Source organism: Ochrobactrum sp. 19YEA23 (genome assembly GCF_029909865.1).
Classification (GTDB): Bacteria; Pseudomonadota; Alphaproteobacteria; order Rhizobiales; family Rhizobiaceae; genus Brucella; species Brucella gambitense.
In genome coordinates, this window is sequence record NZ_JASAMQ010000013.1 from 43,756 (window position 1) to 70,127 (window position 26,372).

Sequence of the window (26,372 nt, forward strand, 5' to 3'; positions counted from 1 at the left end):
TGAAGCTTAAAAGATATCATATGTGAATGCAACGAAATGCCTGCTCTCTAAGTTGAACTTTTCGACGTATCCTGCCGTCCCGGGCCCTCAATACACGCGGTAAACGCTGCATCTGGATCCGAGACGTCAGAGGCTCTGCCGATATCGACTTACGCAGTTATATGCATTTGAAAATAATGGGGGCGTAAAATTGAGTGGATCTGACGTGGAGTTCGATGCCGTCGTCATAGGCGCAGGGCATAATGGCCTCGCTGCCGCGGTGCATCTGGCGGCTAAAGGCTGGCGTGTTGCTGTTGTGGAGGCGGAGGCGTCACCCGGAGGAGCGGTGAAGACCATGGAACTGACGGAGCCTGGTTTCCGTCATGACTGGGCCGCCATGAACTTATCTATGTTTGCGGGATCAGCTTTTCACGCAGCTTACGCCGCAGACCTCGCTGCGCAGGGTCTTGAATTTGTACCCGCACAAAATTGCTTTGCCAGTGTCTTTCGCGACGGCACCCATCTGGGCGTGTCCAGCGACGTGGCTGTAACGAATGCCAAGATTGCGGAACTGTCGCCCGCCGACGCCAAGGCGTGGGCAGAGATGCTGTCAGATTTTGAGCGTAATGCGCCGCATATTTTCGGTTTGCTCGGCTCGCTGATGCCGTCGCTGGCAGCAGCAAAGACGGCCTGGAAGGCTTATCGCGCGCTCGGCATGGATAATCTGTGGCGCATTGGGCAACTTCTGCTTGCGACACCACGTGATTTTCTCGATGCCAATTTCGAGAATCCTAAACTCAAGGCCATGATGGCCGCCTGGGGGCTGCATCTTGATTTCGCACCCGACGTTGCGGGCGGAGCGCTGTTTCCCTATCTTGAATCAATGGCAAACCAGGCATTTGGGATGGTCATCGGCAAGGGTGGAGCGGATACAATCATTCGCGCAATGGTAGGTCTTCTGCAGAAGAACGGCGGACAACTCATTCTTGGTCAACGTGTCGAGAAGATCAATCTCGACAATGCCGGAAGAGCAACAGGGGTGGTTCTGTCCGATGGGCGCGCGTTGAACGCAAAACGAGCGGTGATCGCCAACCTCAACCCCAAAATTTTGTTCGGCGGTGACATGCTGCCTCAATCGGCGATTCCGCCGAAGGTTCATAAGGCGACAGATGCTTTTCGTGCCGGACCCGGTACGATGATGATCCATCTTGCCATGGATGAGTTGCCAGATTGGACGGCGGGCGCTGAGCTCAAGCGTTTTGCTTATGTCCATATCGCCCCGGACCTCGCCATGATGGCGCGCGTCTACGCGGAAGCTATGGACGGATTGCTGCCGGGAGAGCCAGCGCTTGTTGTGGGCCAGCCCACGGCCATTGATCCATCCCGCGCACCGGAGGGCAAGCATGTCCTTTGGGTGCAGGTGCGCGTCCTCCCAGCCGAGATCAAAAGTGATGCAATCGGTGAGATTGCGGATAGGGATTGGAACAGTGTGAAAGATTCCTATGCTGATCGGGTCATCGGAATCCTCGAGCGTTATGCGCCAGGAATTCGTGATATGATCCGGGCCCGCTCGGTCTTTTCTCCCGCAGATCTGGAGCGCGAGAATGCCAATCTTATCGGTGGTGACAATCTAAGCGGTTCGCACCATCTCGATCAAAACTTCCTGTTCCGTCCTATCGCGGGCTACTCGCGTTACAAGACGCCCGTCAGCTCGCTTTATATGTGCGGCGCCTCCACATGGCCCGGCGCTGGTACGGGCGCGGGCTCAGGCTTCATGCTTGCAAAGATGCTCGCTGGCAGCTGATGTGTGGCGCCGATACTGAAACGGATTCAGATCGGCGGCGCAATCTCGGTCTTGGACTTGCTTAGCGACCGATGTGCATTGGTGGCTATGCAAATATGGCATCCTTATCGGGGAACCAGCAGTCGATCAACGATTAGCCGCTTTCAGTGCCTGATCGAGATCTTCGATGAGATCCTGTGCTTTGTGAAGACCAACGTTCAATCGGATGGTGCGTTCGCTGACACCAAAGCGTGCGAAGACATTGGTTTCGGGCGAAATGCTGAGTGCGGCTTTTGCTGGAACAACCAGACTTTCAGGGCCGCCCCAGCTTACCCCGATACGAATGATTTTCAGCGCATCGACGAAGGTGGGAATATCCACCGCATCTGTCACCTCGAAGGAAAACAGGCCACCAAAGCCGGAAAGACTATTTCTGCCGGGATGGTCCGTGAAAGCCGGATGCATAACGTTAGCGATCGTGCTCGAGGCTTGCAGCCATTGCGCAACTTCTAAGCCAGCCTCATGATGATGACGCATCCGCAGGGGAAGTGTTTCGAGATTGCGCAGCACCAACCATGCTTCAAACGGTGCCAGCTTTGCGCCGGTATAGGGAAAGATTTCCGCGTTGACGCGATCAATCAGTGCGCGCGGTCCGGCGACCAGTCCGGCGACCGTATCGCTCTGCCCCCCCAAATATTTGGAAGCGGCGTGGATGACGAGATCAATGCCGATTGCCAGAGGATTCTGGAAAAGAGGGGTCGCCCAGGAATTATCGACGATTGTCAGAACGCCATTTTTGCGGGCAGCTTCCGCGATGGTTTGCAGATCCTGCAGCTCAAAAACCATTGATGTGGGGCTTTCGAGATAAGCCAGACGCGCACCAGGCAGCGCTTCGATCATACGCTCGGTATCTCTACCATCAATGTACTCGACATGAACGCCGAAGCGCTTCAGCACTTTTTCAAAGAAACGGAACGCATCGCTATAGACGTGGCGGACGGTCACAATACGGTCGCCGGGATTGACAAAGGCGAGGATCGTTGCCGCGATTGCGCCCATACCACTGGAAAAGGCGCGCGCATCTTCGGCACCCTCCATTTCCGCAATCCGCTGTTCAAGCAGGCGAACCGTTGGGTTGTCGCCGCGCGAATAAATGGGCTTTGGCGACCGGCCTGCGAAGACCGCTTCCAGTTCTGCATAGTTGTCGAACAAAAACAGGGATGTCTGGTAGATAGGCGGCACGGCAGCGTCGAACGGGTCGTCGCGTATGGAAGTAAAACTGTTTGGAATAATTGTGTGGTGGTCATCGAATTTCGGCGTTTCGTTCATGATTATCCTCGCAAAGCAGAAATTGGGTCGCGGATGTTCGTTTCCGGCGTTCAACCCGCATCGCGGGACAAGGAGCCAATAACCGGCTGTCCCTGCTCATCGATCAGGCTACCGAGGTCGGGAGATAGCAGTCGGTCTGCAAAAAAGCGTTCGCGCAACAACATGACCAGGAGCGCCTTCTTATGGGGAAACTGGACATGCTTGATTTTGGCAAAGCCGGACCTGTCGAGATTACGGATTTGCTGCTGATGATGATGGACAGGTTCTCCGACGATCCGGCTTGTTCGAGAATCCGCGAGAAACATGTAGTGCATCAGGGAAGGTAGCCAGGCACTGACGAAAGCCTTGCCGCGAAAGGCGTCTTCGCCAATCGCAACATGCCAGCCCCGATCATATGGGTCCGCCTCATAATAGGGACCAAGCCGGTCTTCCTTTGCCCAGTAAAGCTCGAAATACCCGAAGGGGATGCCGTCAAAAGTCCCTATTAGGGGTAGTGTACGCGGATCAGTCAGCCGTCCATTGAGGAAATCGCGGTGATAATCGAGGCTGCCCTGGTCCTCCCAAATTGCAGAAACACGGGGATCATTCATCCAGCGATGAAAATGCTCCAGATCGCTTTCCAGATTGGCTACGTGAAAGGACAGGACCTTGTCGATCCAGGGAATATGGCGCCGATAGACGGTGCCGTGCGGCTTCGGCGGGCGTACCGGGTGGTGAATACCTTTGGTTATCGTTGATACAGCTGGATAGCTATGATGGGGCTCTCCAAGCCAAAGTTGTGCGAGCTGGAAAAGGAGTTCCGGGCGGGAGGTGAATCCATCCTCGCTCTGTTCCAGCGCACCTATAGCTAGAAGGTTTGTGGCGTCATAGTAAGCAGGTAGGGTCAGCTTTACGCAAGGCAGATCCGGGTGGCATGTAAAAAGCGCTTCCAGTACAGCAAGAACTGCGCTTTTAACCTCTGTGGTTGCTGGTGGCAAGGTCTCGAAATCAAGATTAGGGCTGCTCGCAAATGAGAATGCGCCCGCGGCAATATTCTCATCGTTGCGCTTTAGGCTGAAGCTATTTGCAGTCGCTGTAACATGTCCAAAGAGCGTCGGCGTTCGACTATCAACTGCGCTCGCATGGCTGGTGAAGCCCGATGCTGGCAGGCGCAGTCGCATGCTGCTCTCGCCTCCCATGTAGAAGGAATATTCTCTTGCTGGCGATGTATCCATCGTCATTTCTCCAACATCAGGAATTCAATTGGCGCGTCGCCCATGACGACGAATTGGTCGTCTGTGATTAGTTCTCCAAAGAGACGATTGAGCGATCAATAAATTCAGAGAAAAGATGGAAATTTTTACGAATAAAAAATTTGAATTTTCATTTATCTCATTCGTCTATCGAACATCAGGAAAGCAATGGAGAATATAGCATGTGACTTTCATCAAGTGTTGATCAAAAAATGATTGGAAAATTGAATTATTTCTCCAGAGAATCATTCTGATGAGAATATCTTTTGTTTTATCTTAGGATGAAAACAATATGAATATCGACCGTAAAATAATTGAATTGAATAGCAATCATCAGATTGCATCTGAGTGGCCGCTGTCATCGACACAGTCGCGCATCTGGCTATTGTCGGCTATCGGAAATGAAAGCATTTATGGTCGCCAGATGCTGGGGCTGGCCCTGGTCGATATAGACGCAGATTTTGCCGCAAAAAGATTAGCGCAGTTGTGCGCGAGACACCCGCTCATCACGCGTCGATTTGAGCTCAAGCCGGGCGGTGTGGTTTATCAGCATGTACCTGACGCCGGCGGGTTCGACATTGTCGAGCACCAAGTGGCAGACGGTGCTGATACTGATGATGTGGTGCGGGCTGTGGCGCGCTCGGAACGCGACCGGCACATCGATCTCGAGCAGGAAAATCCTGCGCGGTTCTACTTATTCAAACGCGGAGACAAGGCCGTTGGAGTGCTGTTCTCCCTTCATGCAATTGTTGCTGACAGCGCAACACTGGGACAACTGGCCGAAGATTTTACCAGATCCTTACGAACAGGTTCTGGTGAGACCGTAAAGGCTCCGTCCACATCATGGTCTTTCAAGCAAGATGCAGCGCGCACGCCCACGGCCGACAAGGTCGATTTCTGGTTTGATCGTCTCGGAGGGCAGGAGAATATCGCGGTTCTCACTCCGGTAATGCCTGAAGGGTCTGAGCCGGGCAGTTGGACGGAAATAGAAACACGGGTTCGGCTGGATAGTTCGGTATCGAAAGGGAGGCTTGAAACTGATCTGTTGACCGGCTTGGCCGTGGTACTGCGGCGTTATTCGGGCTCTGGGACGCAACGGATCGGCTTGGCTACCAGGGCGACGGCTGCCGGTGTGGCGATGAGAACCGAAGACATTCTGATTGTCGTCGGCGAAATCAATGGCAGCATGACATTTCAGGAGACGGGACAGCATTTCGAACGGGAGATTGCTGCCTCTCGACAAAATTTTATTCCGTTCGAAACACTGGCCGATAGCCTGCTACGCCGGGACGAAAGCTTCGAAACCACGGCGCTCGCCAGAACCATTCTCGATCTGCGATCGGCATACTCTCTCGACGACACGTCCACGCGCGTCATCATCGAACCGCCAGCGCGCCGCGATGCTGAACTGGTGATGACTGTACGTCCCGGAAGCGATGGTAGTTTCAAAATAACCTTTGGCTTCGATCCGCAAAAGCAGTCCCTCAGGCATGTGGCGCGGTTTGCCGATGATCTGAAAATTGCTCTTGACCATCTGGGTAGCGCCCCGACTCCACTTATTCGAAATACCCCGTTTGTTTCGCAAGCGGAACTGGAACGGTTGTCCGCGCCATATCCTGACCAACCGCAGCAGGATGACGGTGTGCCAGTGCATGAAGTCATCGCGGCACAGGCATCGCGACGGCCTGACGCGTTTGCGGTTGCACAAGGTGACCGCTCCGTCACCCATGGTGAGTTGGAGGCTTCAGCCAATCGCCTTGCCCATCATCTGATTGCCTTGGGGATCGGGCCGGAAAAACGTGTGGCGGTGGCGCTCGATAAATCCATTGATGCCATCGTAGCGATTCTGGCGGTTATGAAAGCCGGAGGGGCGTTCACGCCCGTTGAGCCGGATCACCCTGAAGCCCGCAACCGGCATATTCTTTCTGCGCCGGGCCTTTCGCTGGTTATCACGCGCAAACGCTTCCGCGAAAGTCTTCCGCAGGATGTCGTTGTGCCGAAACTGGATATTGATGGGATAGACCTGTCGCTGGAAAGCGACAAGCCACCGACATCGACAATTAGGCCGGATCAGCTTGCCTATGTCATCTACACATCGGGTTCAACCGGGGTACCGAAAGGTGTGGCCGTCGAACAGGGTCCGCTGGCGCATCACTGCAAGGCCACTTTGCGCATTTACGAGATGAGCGAGGAATCATGTGAATATCCGGTCTTACCGTTCACATCCGATGGTGGGCACGAACGCTGGATGGTGCCGCTGATGGCTGGCGGCGGCGTAATTCTGACATCCGACAAGCTTGCAACCCCGGACGAGGCTTTCGCGCTGATGCGCAAGCACGGTGTCAATAATGCCAGCTTACCGACAAGTTATGTGCGCGGGCTGGCCGAGTATGCGAGCGAGCATCCTGATATACCGGGATTGCGGTTGTATTCATTTGGCGGCGAGGCACTGCCGCGCGCCGTCTTCGATATGATCAACGATAATCTTCAGGCTCCGCTCCTCATCAATGGTTATGGCCCGACAGAAACCATCATGACGCCCATGATCTGGAAGATTCCGTTGGGAACTCGCTTTGAGGGCACTGTGGCACCAATCGGGCGAGGGGTTGGTGATCGCAGAATTTACATTCTTGATGAGGATCTGGCCCCGGTTCCGGTCGGTGTCGTCGGCGAGATTCATATTGGCGGCAGCGGCCTTGCCCGTGGTTATCAGGGACGCCCGGATCTGACGGAAGAGCGGTTCATTCCTGATCCTTTCGCGTCAGGCGCGGGTCGAATGTATAAATCCGGCGATCTCGGCCGATGGCGTGAGGACGGCATTGTCGAGTTTGCCGGTCGGGTCGATCATCAGATCAAGCTACGCGGTTACCGTATCGAGCCGGGTGAGATTGAAGCGGTCTTAAGCGCTGATCCACGCATTGCTGAAACTGTGGTCCTGCTGCATCATGACGGTGCCCGCTCGTCACTGGTTGCCTATGTCGAGCCGCGCGAGGGCGAAAGTGTCAGTGTCACTGAATTGCGCCGCGCTGCCATGGTTGCGCTACCGGATTATATGGTTCCGCAGACGATCATGCTGATCGATAAATTGCCGATGGGGTCAAACAGCAAGCTGGATCGTGCCGCCCTTCCAGCGCCGTATTTAGAGCGTGAAACCATTGCACCGGAAAATGACCGTGAGCGAGACATTCTGACTGTCTGGCGCGACGTACTGGACATACCGGATGTTGGCGTTACGGAGAACTTTTTCGATATTGGCGGGCAATCCCTTGCGGCGGTTCGCATCGTGTCACGGCTCAAGACGCATTATCCAGATTGGCCGCTGACAATTGCAGATATGTTCAACCATCCAACAGTGCGTGATCTTGCTGCAGCGCTCGACGGCGCGCGTGATGACACTGGCGTCAACGTCATTTATCTGCGCCGCAGTGGCGACCGCCCTGTACTCTACTGTTTTCCGGGACTGCTGGTGAGCACGCGCGAATATATGCGTCTCGTGGATTATCTGGGCCCCGATCAACCAGCCACGGGGTTCATTTGTTATTCGCTCAGCGAAACCAAAACGCTGAGCACAAGGGTGGAGGACATCACCGCACGTTACGCCGAGGAAGTCAGGAGCCTGGCCAAGGGCAGGCCTTGTGCTTTTCTTGGTTGGTCGTGGGGTGGGTTGCTTGCCTATGAGGCAGCGCAGCAGCTTGGAAGCGATATCGATCTGCGCATGATTGGTATGGTGGACGTCTGCGATATGGACGAGGAGTTCACTGTTGGAATTCTGCCCCGCTTTGAGGAGAGTGTTCGTGACCGAACCCACCGTCGCGTACAGGAATGGCTGACGGTAGCGCCAATGCGCGATGACTGGCAGAGGCTATTCGCAGCGATGGACAGTGAAATCTACGAACAGTTTCTCAGTCATGTGGTGAAACACGATGTGGTTCTGCCTGTCGACGGACCAGACATTGGCTCTGAGGAACATACGTTCTGGGTTCTCGTCGATAATGCGATGATCTTCCGTAACTACAAGCTTTCGCAAAGTGATTTCCGCATTCACGCTTTTGCGGCGGAGGATTCTTTAACTCGATCGCTCAATGTCATCGACTGGCGCCGATATTCGTCCCGGGCAACGGCACCCGAGATCGTCAATGGCACCAACCATCTGACGATTATCGGTAAATCTCCCTTTCACCAGCGTTTTGCGCGTAGACTCGATGAAGCGCTGGTCAGCAAATTGCATAGGACTAACGAACTCGTTTGAGTGGCTGTGTCACTCGGCTTTAGTCAAACCTTGCGCGTTTGTCGTGCTGCAGTTTCGCGAAGCAGGCTGTCCTCCCGGCGTTTCGCAAACTGCCTAACAGGAGAAACATCATGTCCTCTGAAGTGCTCGACCTTGTGGGTGCCGGAATTGGTCCTTTCAATCTCAGTCTCGCGGCCCAATTGGACTCCATACCGGACATTAAAGCGCGCTTTTTCGACAAGCGAGCGGCTTTCGCGTGGCATCCCGGTATGTTGCTACCGGGTGCGGAGATGCAGACATCGTTTTTGAAAGACCTCGTAACGGGAACGAATCCCACGAGTCCGTGGAGTTTTCTGTCCTATCTGGTCAAGCACAAGCGCTTCTATCAATTCCTGAATGCTGAATATGAGGCCGTGCCGCGTCGTGAATTCGCCAAATATCTCGAATGGGTGGCGACAGGATTGAAATCGCTGCATTTCGACACTCGTGTTGAAGATGTGCGCTTTGATGACAGCGTCTTCAGTGTCCGGGTCAATGGTGAAGAGGTCAAAACGCGCAACCTGTCTGTGGCTGTTGGCAAACAACCTTCTATGCCTGATTGGGTGGCGAGCCTTCCCCAGCGAGTATTCTTTCACAACAGCGTCGCAGCCGAGAGGCTCGGCCCGTTGAAAGCCCGGCGTATTGCTGTGATTGGTGGAGGGCAAAGTGGTGCAGAGATTGTCGATGCGCTTCTTGACGCAAATCCAGACACTTCCATTTACTGGATCAGCCGCAGGCCGAATTTTGAGCCATTGGACGCGACACCATTCACCAATGAACTATTTACCCCGGGCTATATGGGGTGTTTTCATGGGTTGCCAGAGCCTCTGCGTCTGTCGCATACCCAGCGCCAGATGCTGGCCAGCGACGGCATATCGGCTTCGACGCTCAAAAAGCTCTACCGGCGGCTGTACGAACGGAAACTGGAGCATTCGGCGGGCCATGAAGCTGATATTTCGCTTTGTCCGTATCGTGATGTGGTTGCCGCCGATTATGCCGATGGCGAAATACATCTGACCATGAATAACGGTTTTGATCAGACGACAGAAACGGTAACTGTTGACGCTCTCGTTTTGGCGACAGGCTATCGTTTTGTTCTGCCGGAATTTCTCAACTCCTTGCATGCGCCTCTTGCAATGAATTCGCTGGGTGACCCGGTTCTCGAGCGCGACTTCTCGCTCGTTTGGGATGGACCGAACAAGAACAGAATATACGTCATGAACGCTGGGCGTCACAGCCACGGAATTGCAGAGCCGCAGCTCAGTCTGGCAGCCTGGCGCAGTGCGGTAATCGCCAACTCGCTTCTGGGAAGGCAGCATTTCGATCTGACCCCGCCAGATGCCATCGTGCGATGGCAAGCCGAAACGGGTGGCGAACTCCGTTCGCGCGATGTTGAAGTTGTTCAGGCTGCAGAATAAGCACTCGGATGAGTGAAAGCGAGATTGCCATTCATTGCTGGCATTTGAGACATGATACTGTCTGCAATACAGATGTCTTGAGCCCGGAGGAAAAAGCGCGCGCCGCTGCCTTTCGCTCGGTTTCCGGGCGCAAGCATTTTATTGCAGGGCGCCAGCTTTGTCGCTCGGTCATCGCATGTATGACCGGGCAAACACCGTCGGACATTCGACTTGAGATCAATCCAGCAGGAAAGCCTTATTTGCCCGACTGTGGCATTCACTTCAGCCTGTCTCACAATGCCAATTGCGTGATGCTTGCGACGAGTTGTCACGAGGACATCGGTATCGATGTGGAAGCTGACCGAAACGATTTTTATGCCGACCTTGAGGGGGCATCCTCACTGACGTTATCCACTGTTGAGTTAGGGGCCATTGCACAACTTGACGGGTCACAGAGATATGACGCGCTTCTGTCTACATGGGTTCGGAAGGAAGCGGTGCTGAAATGTTGGGGGCAAGGTTTTCAGGTCGATCCGAAAGAAGTGAACATCCCGCCGGATATGTGTGGAACTTCCGTGACATTACAGGCTGAGTGGCCCCAGGTATTGGTTCACGGAGGACAGTTTTTGGATGCCTCCGGAGCGCGCTATTTCTGGGCGCTAGCTGAAGCTTGCGAGAAAAATGTCGGCGGAAGCAGATTGCAATGGAATATGAGCGACTTACCACCTTAACCGGATAAACACCGCTAAAACAGTCAGATAGATGACATCAAATATAACTTGATTATTATATTCCACTTTTATAGGCTGTTTCGGTCACTTGGCGGGGAAATGCAAATTTGGATTTCGAAGGGCCTAGAAATGACACTCAATCTTTCACAGTCAACGTTGAATGGCCAGGTTCAGGAAGCACTTCTCATCCGCCGAAAGCTATTAGCCGTTGCGCGGCGTATCACGGGCAGTGCAACAGTAGCTGAAGACATCGTTCAGGAAGTGATGCTGCAGCTTGTCTCGACGCCTCTAGGGTCAGAGGTGGCGCGTCCAGCTTCCTATGTTACCCGGATGGTGAAAAATCTCGCTACTGATCATCTGCGGCGCCGTGCATTCGAAAGAGCCCTTTTTGTCGAAGAACCACCCAGCGGATGTATGTCGCAGTATGGCAGCCCTGAAGAGCATGTGCGTGAATGTCAGGCTTATGAAGCTTTTCGACATGCCATGGAAGTCATGCCGCCGCGTACGCGAGCATTCTACGAGCAGTATTATTTTGATGGGGTTCCACAGAAAGTCATTGCCCAGCGCGCCGGAGTTTCCTGTGCGCTGGTCTGCGGACTTTTGAAAGACGCGCACCGGCTTTGTGTGGCGGCTATCGCGTCGGATGACGAGCGGAAAACACCGGTGAAACCCAGAACAAACGCCTGAGAGCCGGGAGCCATCTATGCATGATGCGATCGAGATAAGTGAAAACAAGGGTCAGATTTGCCGTGATATCATGTCGGAGTTATCTGACTGGTTCAGCGAACCAGCGGTGATCGAGGCTTGTGCGGAGGCGGTTGAAACACTGCCGATGTTCGGCTGCGTGGACGGCGGCGATATTGTGGGGTTCGTCGCGCTGAAGCAACATCCACCGTCGGCGATGGAAATACTGGTCATTGCTTCGCGGCGTTCCCATCATCGCGCCGGAATTGGCAGGCGGTTGCTGATTGCGGCTGAGAACGCGGCGAGAGAAGCCAATTGTCAGCTTCTAACTGTTAAGACGCTCGCGCCACGCGGCAAAAATGAGCCGCAGTATGATGCAACGCGCGCCTTCTATGACAAGAACGGATTTATCAGGGCCGAGACATTCCCTACTCTGTGGCATGAAGACCACCCATGCCTCTTCTTTGTCAAACCCCTGGATGCATCGCATTGATGATTGTTTATCGCCGAACCATTGTTCCAAGAACTGTTGTCATATGACGTCTGAATTTGTTTCGTTTTCTATACTGTCACGCCGTAGTCTTCTTCAGGCTGCGGCGGGTATTTGTCTGGCAAGCAGTTCGTCTGCGCTGGCGAATGTCGAGCGGACGGCGCAGCGTGTGGTATCGCTGGACTATGGACTGGTGTCCACCATGCTGGCATTCGGGGTTGCCCCAGTGGCGATTGCAGGACGCGCCGACTGGAGCAAATGGGTGGTCGAGCCGGAGCTTCCGTCGGGCATCGCCGATCTGGGATCTACCAGTGCAATCAATTTTGAAGTTCTGGCGAGCATCAAGCCGACACTTATTCTGACGACCCCGTTTCTCGCGCCGCTGAAACCGAAGCTGGAAGCCATCAGCCCTGTGCTTGAACTCACGATCTATGCAGAAGGTGGGGATGCTTTGTCTCGTTCCATTGCGGCTACAGAGGCGTTGGGCGTGGCCCTTGGGCGCGAAGCGCAGGCGCGCGATTTTCTCGAAAAGGCCGACCGACAATTTGATGAATATGCCGCGCGGATTGCACATTTGAACGCCCCGTCATTGGCACTGGTTAACTTTGTCGATTTGCGTCACGCTCGCATCTACGGCGGGGGCGGGCTTTATCAAAGTGTTTTGAGCCGTATAGTTCTTAGAAATGCATGGACTGGCTCCGCTAACTATTGGGGCTTCGAAACCATTGGGCTCGAACAACTTGCCTTGATGGACCAGAATTTGCGACTTGTGGCCTTTGAACCTCTGACGCCACCTGATATTATGGAAAGACTGGAAGAGAGCCCTTTGTGGAGTTCATTGCCTTTTGTCGAGGCTGGCCGCTACACAATTCTTCCTGGTGTTCTGATGTTTGGCATGGTGGTGGAGGCATTGCGTTTTGCGGATCTCCTGGTTGATGCTTTGGAGCGCACGGCATGACGCGTCTCAGCCCATCGTCAAGCGGCATCACGCCGTTCATTGCAATTGCAATGTTGTTTGCTGGCGGCTTGTTGGCTTGGCATAATATTGCCCCGGACATCGGCAGATTATTCGCACGTAGTATGGATTACGATCCACGTTACATAGTGCTGGCCTACTCGACATTGCCACGTCTGGTAACCGCATTGATTGGTGGCGCGGCTCTGGCGCTTGCGGGTACGTTATTGCAACAGGTACTGCGTAATCCTTTGGCTTCGCCAACAACGCTGGGTATTTCGGCCGGGGCCAATCTGGCTCTTATAGTCACCATGCTGGCCTTTCCTTCGCTTGCAGGTCTGAGCCGGGACACAGTGGCACTGATAGGTAGTTCTATCGCGGCAGCATTGGTTTTTCTTATCGGCGCACGGCGGAGTTTCTCGCCCTTTGCGCTTATTCTGTCAGGTTTGATTGTCAGTGTGTGGTGCGGTGCGTTGGCCTCCGTTCTGATCTTGATGAACGACCGCTATTTGTCGGGGCTATTCATATGGGGTGCGGGTTCTCTGGCACAGCAGAGCTGGTCAATACCACTATCGTTGATCCCGAAAGTTGCTGTTCTATTCTTGGTGATCTTCGTTCTGGCGCGTCCACTTGCGTTGATGGAACTGGGTGACAGTGGCGCGAGTGGCCTTGGTCTCTCAGTCAAGCATACACGAATTGCCGCCATTTGCCTCGCCGTGGCGTTAACAGCCGTGGTGACGAGTGCCGTCGGTGTCATTGGTTTCGTTGGTCTGGTCGCGCCAGCAATCACGCGTCTTGCTGGCGCACGCACGCTAAAAAGCCAGCTTATCTGGTCGCCAATCGTTGGCGCAGGCCTATTGTTTCTAACCGACGAAGTGGTGCTCGTATTGACAAACGCGACGTCCAGCTTTCTTCCAACAGGCGCCGTCACTGCTCTGTTTGGAGCGCCGGTACTTCTGTTGCTCGTGCCCCGTTTGAAAGCGGTTCATCGCGGCTTACCGGAAATTGCAGCAGGACCGAAGCGTTTCACGGCTGCCAGGGCGTGGCTGGCGATTTTGGTGTGTCTGGTGTTGTTGGCCCTATTATTGCTGGCAATTTTCTTCGGGCGTGATCCCAGCGGTGATTGGGCATTCACCGGTGCCAGCCTGTGGTCCGAGGTTCTACCGTATCGCATTCCGCGGGTGATCGGCGCTTTTGCGGCGGGCCTGATGTTGGGCACGGTGGGAACCTTGCTCCAACGGCTGACGGGAAATGAAATGGCGAGCCCGGAAGTGCTCGGTATCTCCGCCGGCGCCACTATGGGCGTGGCAGTAGCGTTGTTTATTCTGCCCGTCATGGGCTTGTTTACGCAAATCGGCTTTGCTGCAATTGGCGCATCGATTGTGCTCATCATCATCATTGTGCTTGGATTGCGTTCGGGCTTTGCGCCGGAGCGCGTGCTGCTAACAGGCATTGCGCTTACCGCCATGCTGGATGCAGCGGTTGGGATTATCGCAGCCAGCGGTGATCCGCGCGCCATCACCTTGCTGCAATGGATGAGTGGTTCAACCTATCTCATAAAAACTCCGATAGCGCTCATCGCTGCGGGAATCGGGCTAGCAGGTCTGTTGCTGGCACTGCTGATGCGTCGATGGCTCGACATGTTGCCGCTCGGACCTGTGGTAGCGCAATCGGTGGGTATTCATGTGATGCTCGCACGCTCGGCACTGCTGATGCTGGCAGCTTTTTTGACAAGTGGGGCAACGCTCGTGGTCGGGCCGCTGAGCTTCATTGGATTGATGGGGCCTCATGTCGCTCGCGAACTTGGCTTGCGTCGTGCAATTCCGCAGGTGCTTGGCGCTGCGCTGGCCGGTGCCGGGCTGATGGTTCTTGCCGACTGGATTGGCCGCATGATCGCCTTTCCTTATCAGATTCCCGCTGGCCTTGTTTCGGCATTGATCGGAACGCCGCTATTGCTGGTTCTTTTGTTGCAGCACAGGCGTTCAGTCTGAGTTCACAACTGGCTGCTTTTGACAAGTCCGAGTTGACAACAATCTGGAGAAAACGAAATGCGTAAAGTCGCTTTGGTAACCGGAGGCACACGCGGTATAGGAGCTGCCATATCGATAGCTTTGCACGAGGCGGGCTACAATGTCGCCGCCACCCATATCCGCGACAAAGAAGCTGCAGCTTCATTCTCTGAAAGCACCGGCATCCCGACATATCAATGGGACGTTTGCGATTATGCGGCCTGCGAAGAAGGAATCAAAAAGGTTGAGGGAGAGTTGGGTGCCATCAACGTTCTTGTCAACAATGCCGGCATTACACGCGACCGGATGTTTCACAAAATGACGCCGGGCGAATGGCATGAAGTGATCAGCACCAATCTCGGTGGTCTTTTCAATATGACACACCCGGTCTGGCAGGGAATGAGAGACCGCAGTTTCGGCCGTATTATCAATATCTCGTCTATTAATGGCCAGAAGGGTCAGATGGGACAGGTGAATTACTCGGCTGCAAAGGCCGGAGATCTGGGGTTCACCAAAGCTCTGGCTCAGGAAGGCGCGGGGAAAGGTATAACTGTCAATGCCGTATGTCCCGGTTACGTCGGAACGGAAATGGTCAGGCGGGTTCCTGATAATGTCATGAACGAACACATTCTCCCGCAAATTCCTGCGGGCCGTCTGGCGACACCAGACGAGATTGCGCGTTGCGTATTGTTCCTTGCTTCCGATGCGGCTGGCTTCATCACTGGCTCGACGCTATCAGTGAATGGCGGTCAGTATTTCGCCTGAGGTAAAGATCAATGGCGACCATTGGGCAGCGGGCACAATTGCCCGCAGCCGGCGACGCCCGGAAGAGTATAACGCAAGCAGCAGACCTTGCGCTGCACGATGGCATGATGCGCACCGCACGCCGGGCGTGCGGTGCGCATCATGCCATACATGGGGTTCTTTCCTCCGTCCGGCCATAGCGGTTCATCAAGGAGCGCGCGTCCTGCAAGGCCAAGATCGGGATTTACATGGGTGCCGATCTCATCGACAATCCACGAGTAATAGCCCGCGACATTGTTCCATAGAAGCTTTGGCGCAACCTTTGCATTGGAGCAAATGGCTTCAATCAATGGTTCTATATGGTCCCGCATCAAAGCGAGAAGATCGAAGATGCGCTCCGGAGCATTTGCGTCGTCGCCGGAGTGGTCGAGAAGGAGTGCAGTTGGTGCAGCATTGGCAGGTTTGCAGACGAGAACGGTCCTATCCAATTTTAAAGGCAGGCGTTTTCCACAAACGAGCCGCAGCACTGTCGGCGTGATGGAAACGATGCTGAAATAATACATCGTCCACATTGAAATTATGGCCCGACGGTCGCCGCCCGGGAATGAGGATGCGAAACGCTCGATGACCTCACTGAACACGGGGGCATCGGTCAGGTCGCTGCACGGAATTATTGCGTTCTCTTCGGGAGAAGCGAGCAGCATTTTGCCGCGACAGTAAGCGAAGCGTTCGTCAATCGCTTTGTCCAGCACATGGGGGTCCCAAGTCTTTGTGGTAAGAGCGTCCCGATGTGTTGATTTAGATACAGCCATCTCGCTTTACCAGCGATATTTGAGCGAGCCAGTCACGTTGCGGCCCTGACTGAGATAACAAAACCCGCTCTCGCAGACATCAAGGCGACGGTCGGCGATGTTGCGAACGTTAACGGCCGCTGTCAGACCGTCAAGATCACGATTGATCGCGCCGAAATCATACTTCATGCCTGCATCGACATAGAGCGCCGACGGGTTCTTATCGGTGTTGGCATTGTCGGTATAGCTCTTGCTGTTGAAGCGCAGGCCTGCACCGAGGCTGAGCCCCTTAATCACCGAAGCCTCGTCGAAGGTGTAGTTGGCCCAGAGCGACGCGGTATGCCGTGGGCGTGCCGCAACCTCATTACCGGAGTTCTCGCCTTCGGAGATTTCAGACTCGCTCAACGTATAGGCAGCAATGAGATCGAGCCCGGACGAGATTGCCATTCTCGCTTCGAGTTCCAATCCCTTTGTGGTGACTTCACCCAGTGATTGATAGGAGAGGGTGAGCGGATCAACTAATTGTGGCTTGTTCTGCTCCACAATGTGATAGGCCGCGGCGGATAGAAGAATATCCGTTCCGGGAGGCTGGTACTTCACGCCAACTTCGTATTGTTCGCCTGTGGTTGGTTTCAGCGTGTCGCCGGATGCAGAGCGCTGGGTGACGGGATCAAAGGACGTGGAATAGTTTGCATAAGGGGCTATGCCACTGTCGAACAGATAGAGCGCACCCAACTGCACCGATGTTGCGCTGTCGTCGACGTCCTGGCTTTCTTGCGTTCCTGAACTGACATAGGTGGTATTGCGCTTCTGGTTCACCCAGGTCTGGCGTGCACCCAGTGTAAATCGCCATCGGTCTAGTTCGATCTGGTCGAGCGCATAAATGCCGGTTTGGCGCAGGTCCATATCCAGCAAAGAGTAGTTGAAGTCAGGCGTCGCGCCGGTGATGCCGTATTGCGGGTTGGAAATGTCGAGATCGAAAGCTGGATCGACGGCGCCTATTCCATAACCAAAGGATGACGACAGGTTTGTGTAGTCCAGCCCAAACAACATCGTATGCGAAAGAGGTCCAGTGTCGAATTTGGCTTCGAGCTGGTTGTCTATCTGAAAGATGTTCGCCTCATCCTTGAGCGCGGTCGCACCGCGATGGGCAATCGTGTCAGTCCAGCTATAAATGCTGAGATAACGTGCGCGCAAATCCATATGTGAATAACGTGCATGTTGCCGGAACGTAATTTCATTGTCGAATTCATGTTCAAAACGATAGCCGACCTGCTGTTGCCGCACTTTCTGATAGTCATATTTCGGATCGCTGGCACGAAGATCAAATACTCGTCCATCGGCCGTAACAACGGCGCTGGGGCTAGCGTCGGATTCGTCTGACTGTATCAGCCCATAAACCGTAAGCGACGTCGCGGCATCCGGTTTCCATGTGAAGGACGGCTGGAACATATAGCGATCATCGGCAATATCGAAATTGGTTTCTCCAGCGCGTGCAAGACCGGTGAAGCGATACAAGAAATTGTTGTTGTCTTCATTAGCCGGTCCTCCAAAATCGAAGGTCGCTTGCGCGCGGCTTTGTGTGCCGTAGAGCACGCCTACTTCTCGGAACGTTCCTTCGGTCGGCGCTTTGGAGATCTTATTGATGATACCGCCCGGTGAGCCTGCGCCGTAAAGCACCGACACTGGACCTTTGATCACTTCGACACGTTCGAGCGAATATGGCTCGGTAGGGAAATTGCCGTAATTGACATAATACTGGCGCAAGCCATCGCGGAAGTCGCCATTGAGTGACAGGATTTGACCGCGCAACATGATGACATCGTAGCGGGGATCAAAACCGGTAGAGGCCGTGGTCACACCAGCGGTATAGTTGACCGCCTCGACGATGCTGTTAGTGGCGCGTTCTTCAAGCTCTTTTTGTGTGATGACCGATACCGCACGAGGCGTTTCGAGAATGGGTGTCGCAATCTTGGTAGCGCCATCGCTTCGTTTGGCCACGACGGTAGCATTATCCTCACTTACGCCGCCGATACCGCCACCGTCGATAACGATAGGCGCAAGCTGGGTAGTATTACTCGCACTATCCTGAGCAAAAGCAGAGCCAGCCAGGGCAAGTGTAGCTCCCACCGCCGAAGTTGATTGCAACAGTTGAAGAGTTATAAAGCGGAGAGATTTATTCTGAAGGCGAAGTCTGGTCACGTCAAACAAATCCTCTCCAGAAGGCTGCGCACGCGCGAAGCCAGTCAAGTATATCAACTGAATATATTGTTCACGTCGTAACGTGGCAGATTGTGTAACCGAGATATATAATCAACATGGAATGCCGTCAACTTATCATGACAAAATTTATCCACTTTTTATGTGAAATTGATGACAGATAGATTGATTCTATTAGAAAGTATATTTCGATTCTCTGTAATGTGTTTCGGAGACATAATTAAATAATATGCACGTATAGCGAAATCTAAACTAAGATGTATCAGTGCATGTTTCAAAAATTAAGATCATATTTTTACATCGGATGGCTTGTTAAGTTCTATTCCCAAGCTCTCAAATAGCACGGATGCCAGGCGCGCAACCTCAAGGCAGAGTGGCGGTTGGTCCAAACTCAAGGGGAGTTTAGCTAAACGTGGGTCGTTGGGAGCAATGATAAGCGGCTCTAGCGCCGCTTATCATTGCTTGAGCGACCGTTGCGAGGCGCTACCAGTCACGGGTCAATCGGGTTGGCGCCGTCATTGAGAGAGATCAACGCCACTGGCGTCGCGAACGAGCGAAACAGCCTGCAGCGAGATGAGTGTCAGTGTTGAAATATAGGCTCCGATAAGCCAGGAGCTTCCGAATGTTGTCATTACCCATTGCGCAATTGTCGCTGCGAAAGCGCCGCCGATGATTGTGCCCAGTGCGTAGCCTACCGATATGCCAGAGAAGCGGATTTTTGCGGGAAACATTTCGGCATATAGCGCCGCCTGAGGACCATAGGTCAGGCCGAGCGGAATGGTAAGAACCACGACTGCGACGAAGAACAACCTCATGTCACCAGTATCTATCAGGAACCACATCGGTATCGCCCAAAGCAATAGTGAAACATATCCGATCTGAAACGTGCGAACGCGTCCGATCTTGTCTCCAATGATGCCGCCAACGATGGTGAAGACAAGCCATGCTCCTGCCGCGATGGTGCAGGTAATAAGAACGGAACTGCCCGGCAGATGAAGCACGCTTTGGCCGTAGCTGACGAGGAATGCGATCAGAATATAGCCTGCCGCATTGTTGGCCATGAATATGAGCGCCGTCAGTATCACTTCGCGCGAATGGGTATGAAACAGCTGTCGGAGTGGCGCCGAGGCTTCTTTTCGCCGCTCACGGATTTCCTTGAACACAGGAGATTCTTCGACTGCGCGACGTATCATCCACCCGATTGCTATCAGTACGATTGAGAACAGAAAGGGTAGCCGCCAACCCCAACTCTGAAAGTCGTCATCACTCAAAACGCTTCTCAACGTGAACAGTGTTCCGGTTGCCATAATCAGCCCGATTGGAACTCCAATCTGAGGAAAAGCGCCGAAATAGCTCCGACGATTGACCGGCGCATGTTCCACGGCCATCAAGGCCGCTCCGCCCCATTCGCCACCGGCGGAAAAGCCTTGCAGGATGCGTAGGGTCACAAGAAGAATGGGTGCCCAAATGCCGATCTGCGCGTGGGTTGGGAGCAGGCCGATTAGCGAAGTCGCCATGCCCATGAGTATTAATGTGGTTGCGAGGACGAATTTGCGCCCGAACCGGTCGCCCAGATGGCCGAATATAGCGGCACCCAACGGCCTGAACAGAAAGGATATTCCGATGGTGGCAAAAGACAAAATCTGCGCGAGCTGCGGATTGTCCTGCGCGACAGGAGCAAAGAACAATGGCCCCAGCACCAATGCTGCAGCCTGAGCATAGATAAAGTAATCATACCATTCTATGGACGTGCCCACGAGGGTAGCAGTGAGCACTTTTCTCTGTTCGCTGCCGGAAATCTCGGCATGCGTTTCATTCATGGCTATGGCTTGCAAGTAAATTCCTCCCGGTTCCCTGCAGTCAGACGTAGTCTGATGCTCACTCCTCCAGCGAGATATTCCTATTTACGCTTGGATATGTAGTCAAAATGTCAAATAATAATGGTAATAAACTCCATTGTGAATGCATATTATTCTGTAGTTTCGGTTTGTTGTAGATATAGTATTCTAATCGTATTTCGTAAATTCGAACAATATTAGGCATATTTCTACGAAAATATCTTGCAATTTCGTGAGGTTCTCGATGAGAAATGCAATTCTGTTTCGTTTTAACGGACAGTATTGTGAGTATTTATGCGCCAGCACGTAAAGATGGGTGTTTAGCTTTCACTATGCTATTCATCAAATATTGTTCAGCACGAGATTTCGAGCCACGCCACGTAGGTGGCGACTGGAGATTGCCCGAATAGTGCGAGCGTGAGTTGTGTATTGGGGCGCGTCGATTTTCTGGAAACGATCGATGGGGCAATTTTGACACAGGCTGAAGACCGTTTATTATACATTGTATAATTATGGAGCTGAAGATGGTCACAGGACACGTATTCATTGCAACAAGCCTTGATGGCTTTATCGCCCGCGAAAACGGGGACATCGATTGGTTGCTAGCGCGCGACGACGCTGGGGAGGACCATGGCTATAATGACTTCATAAATGAAATTGACATTATCGTAATGGGACGAGGGACTTACGAGTCGATTCGAAAGATGGGGGATTGGTTTTATACCCGCCCGGTATTGGTCTTATCCGCGCAACTTGCAAGGCAAGCGGTTCCCTCCGATCTGGCCGGGCTGGTTCGCTTTTCGGACAAGTCACCGGAAGAAACGATGATGATGCTTAAAACGGAGGGTGCAAAACGCGCCTATATCGATGGTGGGCGGATCATTCAATCGTTTCTCTCGCGCGATCTGATCAGCGACATGGTGATAACGAGAGTGCCAGTCCTGCTCGGGGCCGGTCGCCCGCTTTTTGGCGGTGGTCAGCGCGATGTATCACTCTTGCATATGGGAACGAGGTCTTTTCCGTCCGGGCTCGTCCAGTCGCATTACGAGGTCATGAAATGACGGCGAGAAGAAGAGGTCGACCACCCACTCACGGAATGACCGTTGAGCCGAAAGCCATTCTGAGTGAGGCATTGTCTATGCTCGATGAAAGTGACCTCGACGGTGTGACAATGCGGGCGCTGGCGACACGTGTTGGCATTAATCCTATGACGATTTACCACCATTTCAGGGATAGGGATGGGTTGATCAAGGCGCTGGCGGAGCGCGTCTACGCGGACATTGGCGCGCCGTACAAAGGTGACGCGCTGGCGCGCGCCCACCATCTCATGACAGACTATTACGTCAAGGTGGTCCTTTACCCCTCACTGACCTTGGCAATTTTTGCCCGGCCAGCCACTTTTCCCGATCAAGCCAGAAGGATCACGGCTGAGTTGAAGGGCCTGTTGGGTGAACGCAGCGATTCTGCGCAACATATAGCGCGCTGGACGCACATCCTCGTGGATTACACCCATGGAGCTGCTCTCGCTGCTTCAAGCCAAGATGAGGGTACAGGACGTCGCGCGGTAGATAAATCGGTGCTTTCCGACTTCCAGAACGGACTTACCGAGCTATTGCACGGTTTTGACCGCTCTGGGGAGGGCCGAAATGCTTAGATCGCAATCTCGACCCTCGGAAGTATCTCAACGTACATCGATTACTACGAACCGCGTCAGAGCCCATTGAAGAATGTGCTGAGCCGGTCCATTGCCTGTTCAAGCCGTTCGTAGCTTTCCGAGCCGAAGCAGACCCGCAGGTGGTTGTCACCCGACTTGCCGTAGAAGCCGCCAGCCTCCACAACCACACCGACTTCCTCAAGAATCATGTCGGCAGCCTTTTGGGAGGTGAGGCCCGTGCCGCTAATGTCCGGAAAGGCATATATCGTGCCTTCCGGGCTCTCACAGGTCACACCCGGCATCTGATTAAGGCGGCTGACGACGAGGTCACGCTTGCGCCGGTCGTCGGTGACCATATCGTCCAGAATAGCCGCCGGGCCGGTAACCGCTGCCAGAGCGCCATACTGAATAAAGGTGTTGACGTGGGTGATCTCGTTCGCCGTTAGCTTGAGAAAGGCTGGCATAAAGGAGGCATCAGCAACGAGATAGCCCAGCCGCCAGCCGTCCATAGCATAAGCCTTGGTGAAGGCGAACATCGAGACGGTGCGCTCTTTCATCCCTGGCAGTGAGGCGATGGAGATATGTTCGGAGCCGTCGAACAGGATCTGCTCGTAAACTTCGTCGGAGACGATGACGAGATCGTGCTTGATGGCCAGATCGGCCAGAATTTCCAGTTCGGCGCGACTGTAGACGCGGCCAGTCGGGTTGGAGGGATTGACCAGCACGATCATGCGCGTGCGCGCCGTAATCAGCGGCTCGATCGACTCGCGGCTGATGCCGAAATTCGTTTTGGGGTCGAGCGGCGCCAGCACGACGCGGGCACCGGTCATCTCGATCTTGTTGATGTGCTGGGGATAATAGGGTTCCAGCAGGATCGCCTCGTCGCCCTCATCTAGAAGGGCCATGAACGCGACGAATGATGCCTGGGTGAGGCCGTTGACCATGAGAATTTCATCGGTGGTCACGTTGATCTTGTTGTATTCGAAGAGCTTTTTCTGCAGGGCGTTGCGCAGTTCTGCTTCGCCACGCAAGTCGCTGTAATGAACGTGACCGTCGCGCAAGGCCTTGATCGCAGCGTCTTTGATATGTGCGGGCGTATCGTGGAAGGGGCGGCCAAGCTCGAGATGAATGAGATCGACGCCGGAGGACGCCAGCGCCGCAGCCTTCTGGAACATACCGAAACTCTTGGGAGAAGTTTGCGTTATCCGCCGTGCAAAACGCGCCATCTGATCATTCCTGTGCTGGTTTGTCTCGGTCCGGATTAGGGGGGCCGGGGCTTTGATGCGCAATCTCTTATCGAGTTTTGAGCGTTTGATCAAATGATATATCGGCTTGTTTTCGGTTCTGCGACATGTAAATGTTTGGCTCAGTATTGTTCATCTATCAAAGAAGGAGTCCGGTTGTTGTCACTCGACGAAGGATTTGGTCCCGTTTCCGGCCGAGTGACCGTGCAGGACGCCGTCTACCTGCAGTTGCGCGAGGCGCTGTTGATCGGTCGTTTCGATCCCGGTCAGGTGCTGACCATCGCGTCGTTGTCGCAGACATTCGATACCAGCCATATGCCAGTGCGTGAGGCGCTCCGGAGGCTTGCAGCGGAAAACGCCCTCGAGGTGGCGCGCAATGGTTCGGCGCGGGTGCCGCCGGTGAGCGTCGCCAGGCTTGACGATCTGTGTCAGGCGCGGGCCACGGTGGAAGGTCTTGCAACCGAATTAGCGGCGCAGGCGATTACTGCGGAGGAAATTGAGGCGCTCGAAGCCAATATAGTCCTGCATGAAGCTTGTGCTGGCGAGGAGCAGGTTTACGCGATGCTCGACCGCAATCGCGAGTTTCATTATCTGATCTATAAGGCCTCCCATTCCGAAGTTCTCATGCAACTCATAGACACGCTATGGTTGCGGTATGGTCCGTATATGCGCATGTTGTCGGCCTATGTGCAGCCGCGCATGAAGGCAGAAGGCGACAAGGCTTATACGCGGAATCACCGTCGCATCGTGGCGGCGATGAAATCGCGTGACGCTGGCCGTGCCCGCGAAGCTATGGTGTCGGATATACGCGACACACAGGATCTTTTGCGCACACTTATCGTGGAGTAGCGCTCGCCATTTTTGCCGTCGCGCACGTCTGCGCATTTAAAATCTTCAATTATTGTATATAAAACAGTGACTTGAATGTTGATTGGTGAAGCGCGAGCTACAATTGTTCTGATCACTCAGGTCGCCGGATTGACGTCGCCCAAATACTGTGATCTTTTGATCAAAATATTTGAGGTTTGAAATGTCTGACTACTTCCTCTATCATTCGATCGGTACTTTCCCCGGCAAGGCGGAAAAGATGGGGGAGGCTTTGTCCGCTTTTTCCGCCGTTTGGTCTGCAGAGGATGATGGCCAGTGGCCTGCCGCGCTGGCGGCACGTCAGACTTTCATTGATGCTTGGCGCGGTGTGATCGATGCACCGGAAGGCTCGCTGACCACGGCCGAAAATGTCACAACGGCTCTTTACAGCTTCATTGGCGGCCTGCCGGAAGAGCGGCTGCGTGGTAAGCGGCTGCTCGTAGCCGCTGATTGTTTCCCCAGCCTGCATTTCATGCTGGCCGGTATCGCAGAGCGCTTTGGTTTTACATTGGACACGGTGCCCATGCGCCCCGGCGAAGCTTGGGTGCGTGACGAGGATTTCATTGCGCGCTGGCAGGATGATGTGGGTGTTGCGCTGCTGACATTCGTTTCATCGACCACCTCACATAAGGTCGATGTTGAAGCCCTTTGTGCGCATGGTCGGGCGATGGGAACACTGGTCGGTGTCGATATCACGCAAGGTGTCGGCGTTCTGCCATTCTCGGTGCAGACAATCGATCCGGATTTTGTCGTCTCTACCTCGCTGAAATGGCTATGCGGCGCTTCGGGTGCAGGGATTGTACAGGTCAGGCCATCGTTGCTGGCTGATTTGCAGCCAGAGCTTCGCGGCTGGTTCAGCCAGGAAAACCCGTTTTCCTGGGATCTCGACGGGTTTAGCTTTGCGGATGATGCGCGACGTCTGGATCACGGTACGCCCGCGATACTGGCCTCCGTCGCCTCTCTGCCCGGTATTCAATGGGCGATGGAACAGGGTGTCGATAATATTCGCGCGAACAATCTGGTCAGCGCTCATGCCATTATCGCACGTGCACAGAATCTGGGTTGGAAGCTCGTCTCACCGGTCGATGACGCTCGGCGCGGCGGCAGCGTAATGCTGAATCTGCCAGCCGGTGTCGCACCGGCCGCAGTGATATCGGCGCTGCGCGAGCAGAAAATCTATTGCGATGCGCGCGGTAGCACGATGCGGCTATCGCCCGGTTGGGTTACGTCAGCCGATGCGGTCGACCACCTCTTTACTGCGCTGGAACGTATCGTACCCAAACAAGCCGCCTGATGCAGGTGACAGGCACAGATAACTATCGATCATAATCAGAGACAAGAAGTCCAGAGAGGAACCATGTTTAAGAAAGTCGCTATTCTGACAGCTGCAGCACTGTCGTTGATGGTTTCGTCCGCATTCGCGGACGGCAAGATTGTTGTCGGCTCGTATGCCGCCAACCCGCCATGGGAATTCAAAAACGAGAAGGGCGTCTTCGAGGGATTTGAAGTCGATGTGGCTACCGAAGCCGCAAAAAGACTTGGCATGGATGTTGAATTCCAGCCCCTTGGTTTTCAGGCGCTGTTTGCCGCGACCAGTTCGGGTCGCGTCGATTTTGCCATTTCGTCGATCTCGGTCACGAATGAACGCCTGAAGACGCAGTCGTTCACGCAGCCCTATTACGACAGCGACGGCACAATCGTCGGCAAGGCAGACTCCTCAGTCAAGACGCTCGAAGACCTCAAGGGCAAGGTGATCGGCGTTGTCGCTGGCACCACCGGCGAGAACTGGGCAAAGGAAAATGCCGACAAGCTTGGTATTTCTGAAGTCAAAAGCTATGCGGCTCAACAGGATCTGCTGCTCGACGTGCAGACCGGTCGAATTGTCGGCGGCGCCGGTGAACTGGCTGGCTTCCAGTACGCGATCCAGAAAATGCCAGCTCTGAAGGTGCTCGTTCGTATTCCGACGGGTGAACGCTTTGCCATGATGGCCAAAAAGGATCTCGAAATCCTGCCAAAGGTCAATGACGAGATCTCCAAAATGAAGGAAGACGGCACTCTGGCCGCCATCCACAAGAAGTGGTTCGGTGTCGAACCGGATGCCGGCACCTCGACCGTCAAGCCGATGCCGGTTCCATCCGCACAGTAAACACAAGCAGCT

General features: G+C 54.1%; 20 protein-coding genes. 14 read left to right on the forward strand and 6 right to left on the reverse strand.

Going from position 1 to position 26,372, the window contains the following annotated elements; translation table 11 throughout:
• The first annotated feature begins 190 nt into the window (after positions 1-190).
• Positions 191-1,783, forward strand: coding sequence for an NAD(P)/FAD-dependent oxidoreductase (locus tag QBD01_RS23015; protein ID WP_280994686.1), 1,593 nt, complete (start codon positions 191-193; stop codon positions 1,781-1,783).
• 126 nt (positions 1,784-1,909) lie between these two features.
• Here QBD01_RS23015 and QBD01_RS23020 read toward each other — a convergent pair whose 3' ends face one another.
• Positions 1,910-3,091, reverse strand: coding sequence for a PLP-dependent transferase (locus QBD01_RS23020; protein ID WP_280994687.1), 1,182 nt, complete (start codon positions 3,089-3,091; stop codon positions 1,910-1,912).
• Positions 3,092-3,141: 50 nt separating this feature from the next.
• A complete protein-coding gene (locus QBD01_RS23025; protein ID WP_392391469.1) occupies positions 3,142-4,311 on the reverse strand; it encodes a GNAT family N-acetyltransferase in 1,170 nt (389 codons plus the stop codon).
• A 304-nt stretch (positions 4,312-4,615) separates the two neighbouring features.
• Between QBD01_RS23025 and QBD01_RS23030 the strand changes: the two genes are divergently transcribed.
• From QBD01_RS23030 to phbB, 8 genes are all read left to right on the forward strand, one after another.
• On the forward strand, positions 4,616-8,572 hold the full coding sequence (locus QBD01_RS23030) for an amino acid adenylation domain-containing protein (protein WP_280994688.1): 3,957 nt from the start codon (positions 4,616-4,618) through the stop codon (positions 8,570-8,572).
• Between the two features lie 110 nt (positions 8,573-8,682).
• Entirely contained in the window at positions 8,683-10,008 is a 1,326-nt protein-coding gene (locus QBD01_RS23035) for a SidA/IucD/PvdA family monooxygenase (RefSeq protein WP_182522402.1), read from the forward strand.
• Positions 10,009-10,016: 8 nt separating this feature from the next.
• Positions 10,017-10,718, forward strand: a complete 702-nt coding sequence (locus QBD01_RS23040; protein WP_182522401.1) for a 4'-phosphopantetheinyl transferase superfamily protein — start codon at positions 10,017-10,019, stop codon at positions 10,716-10,718.
• A 99-nt stretch (positions 10,719-10,817) separates the two neighbouring features.
• Entirely contained in the window at positions 10,818-11,405 is a 588-nt protein-coding gene (locus QBD01_RS23045; protein WP_280994689.1) for a sigma-70 family RNA polymerase sigma factor, read from the forward strand.
• A gap of 16 nt (positions 11,406-11,421) precedes the next feature.
• Complete coding sequence (locus QBD01_RS23050; RefSeq protein ID WP_182522400.1) at positions 11,422-11,895, forward strand: GNAT family N-acetyltransferase; 474 nt, start codon at positions 11,422-11,424, stop codon at positions 11,893-11,895.
• Positions 11,896-11,938: 43 nt separating this feature from the next.
• On the forward strand, positions 11,939-12,850 hold the full coding sequence (locus QBD01_RS23055) for an iron-siderophore ABC transporter substrate-binding protein (RefSeq protein ID WP_392391472.1): 912 nt from the start codon (positions 11,939-11,941) through the stop codon (positions 12,848-12,850).
• On the forward strand, positions 12,847-14,838 hold the full coding sequence (gene fhuB / locus QBD01_RS23060) for a Fe(3+)-hydroxamate ABC transporter permease FhuB (RefSeq protein WP_280994691.1): 1,992 nt from the start codon (positions 12,847-12,849) through the stop codon (positions 14,836-14,838). Before QBD01_RS23055 ends, fhuB begins: the two co-directional genes overlap by 4 nt.
• Positions 14,839-14,895: 57 nt before the next feature.
• Positions 14,896-15,621 (forward strand): acetoacetyl-CoA reductase, encoded by a 726-nt coding sequence (phbB, locus tag QBD01_RS23065; RefSeq protein WP_280994692.1) that lies wholly within the window; start codon positions 14,896-14,898, stop codon positions 15,619-15,621.
• Between the two features lie 8 nt (positions 15,622-15,629).
• Here phbB and fhuF read toward each other — a convergent pair whose 3' ends face one another.
• From fhuF to QBD01_RS23080, 3 genes are all read right to left on the reverse strand, one after another.
• Positions 15,630-16,352, reverse strand: coding sequence for a siderophore-iron reductase FhuF (fhuF, locus tag QBD01_RS23070; protein WP_280994693.1), 723 nt, complete (start codon positions 16,350-16,352; stop codon positions 15,630-15,632).
• 66 nt (positions 16,353-16,418) lie between these two features.
• Positions 16,419-18,593, reverse strand: a complete 2,175-nt coding sequence (locus tag QBD01_RS23075) for a TonB-dependent siderophore receptor (protein WP_392391470.1) — start codon at positions 18,591-18,593, stop codon at positions 16,419-16,421.
• A gap of 533 nt (positions 18,594-19,126) precedes the next feature.
• The gene (locus QBD01_RS23080; RefSeq protein WP_280994695.1) at positions 19,127-20,431 is read right to left on the reverse strand and encodes an MFS transporter; all 1,305 of its coding nucleotides are present in this window, start codon (positions 20,429-20,431) and stop codon (positions 19,127-19,129) included.
• Positions 20,432-20,973: 542 nt separating this feature from the next.
• Here QBD01_RS23080 and QBD01_RS23085 point away from each other — a divergent pair.
• Together QBD01_RS23085 and QBD01_RS23090 are read left to right on the forward strand one after the other, a co-directional pair.
• A complete protein-coding gene (locus QBD01_RS23085; protein ID WP_280994696.1) occupies positions 20,974-21,510 on the forward strand; it encodes a dihydrofolate reductase family protein in 537 nt (178 codons plus the stop codon).
• 35 nt (positions 21,511-21,545) lie between these two features.
• Positions 21,546-22,103, forward strand: coding sequence for a TetR/AcrR family transcriptional regulator (locus tag QBD01_RS23090; protein WP_280994697.1), 558 nt, complete (start codon positions 21,546-21,548; stop codon positions 22,101-22,103).
• Positions 22,104-22,159: 56 nt separating this feature from the next.
• On the opposite strand, the gene QBD01_RS23095 is transcribed toward QBD01_RS23090, so the two are convergent.
• Positions 22,160-23,329, reverse strand: a complete 1,170-nt coding sequence (locus tag QBD01_RS23095; RefSeq protein ID WP_280994698.1) for a pyridoxal phosphate-dependent aminotransferase — start codon at positions 23,327-23,329, stop codon at positions 22,160-22,162.
• A 177-nt stretch (positions 23,330-23,506) separates the two neighbouring features.
• On the opposite strand from QBD01_RS23095, the gene QBD01_RS23100 reads away from it, so the two are divergent.
• The 3 genes from QBD01_RS23100 to QBD01_RS23110 all read left to right on the forward strand — a co-directional run bounded on the left by QBD01_RS23100 (position 23,507) and on the right by QBD01_RS23110 (position 26,360).
• Positions 23,507-24,196 (forward strand): GntR family transcriptional regulator, encoded by a 690-nt coding sequence (locus QBD01_RS23100; protein ID WP_280994699.1) that lies wholly within the window; start codon positions 23,507-23,509, stop codon positions 24,194-24,196.
• A 181-nt stretch (positions 24,197-24,377) separates the two neighbouring features.
• On the forward strand, positions 24,378-25,508 hold the full coding sequence (locus QBD01_RS23105) for an aminotransferase class V-fold PLP-dependent enzyme (protein ID WP_280994700.1): 1,131 nt from the start codon (positions 24,378-24,380) through the stop codon (positions 25,506-25,508).
• A gap of 63 nt (positions 25,509-25,571) precedes the next feature.
• Positions 25,572-26,360, forward strand: a complete 789-nt coding sequence (locus tag QBD01_RS23110) for an ABC transporter substrate-binding protein (RefSeq protein ID WP_182523191.1) — start codon at positions 25,572-25,574, stop codon at positions 26,358-26,360.
• The last annotated feature ends 12 nt before the right edge of the window (positions 26,361-26,372 follow it).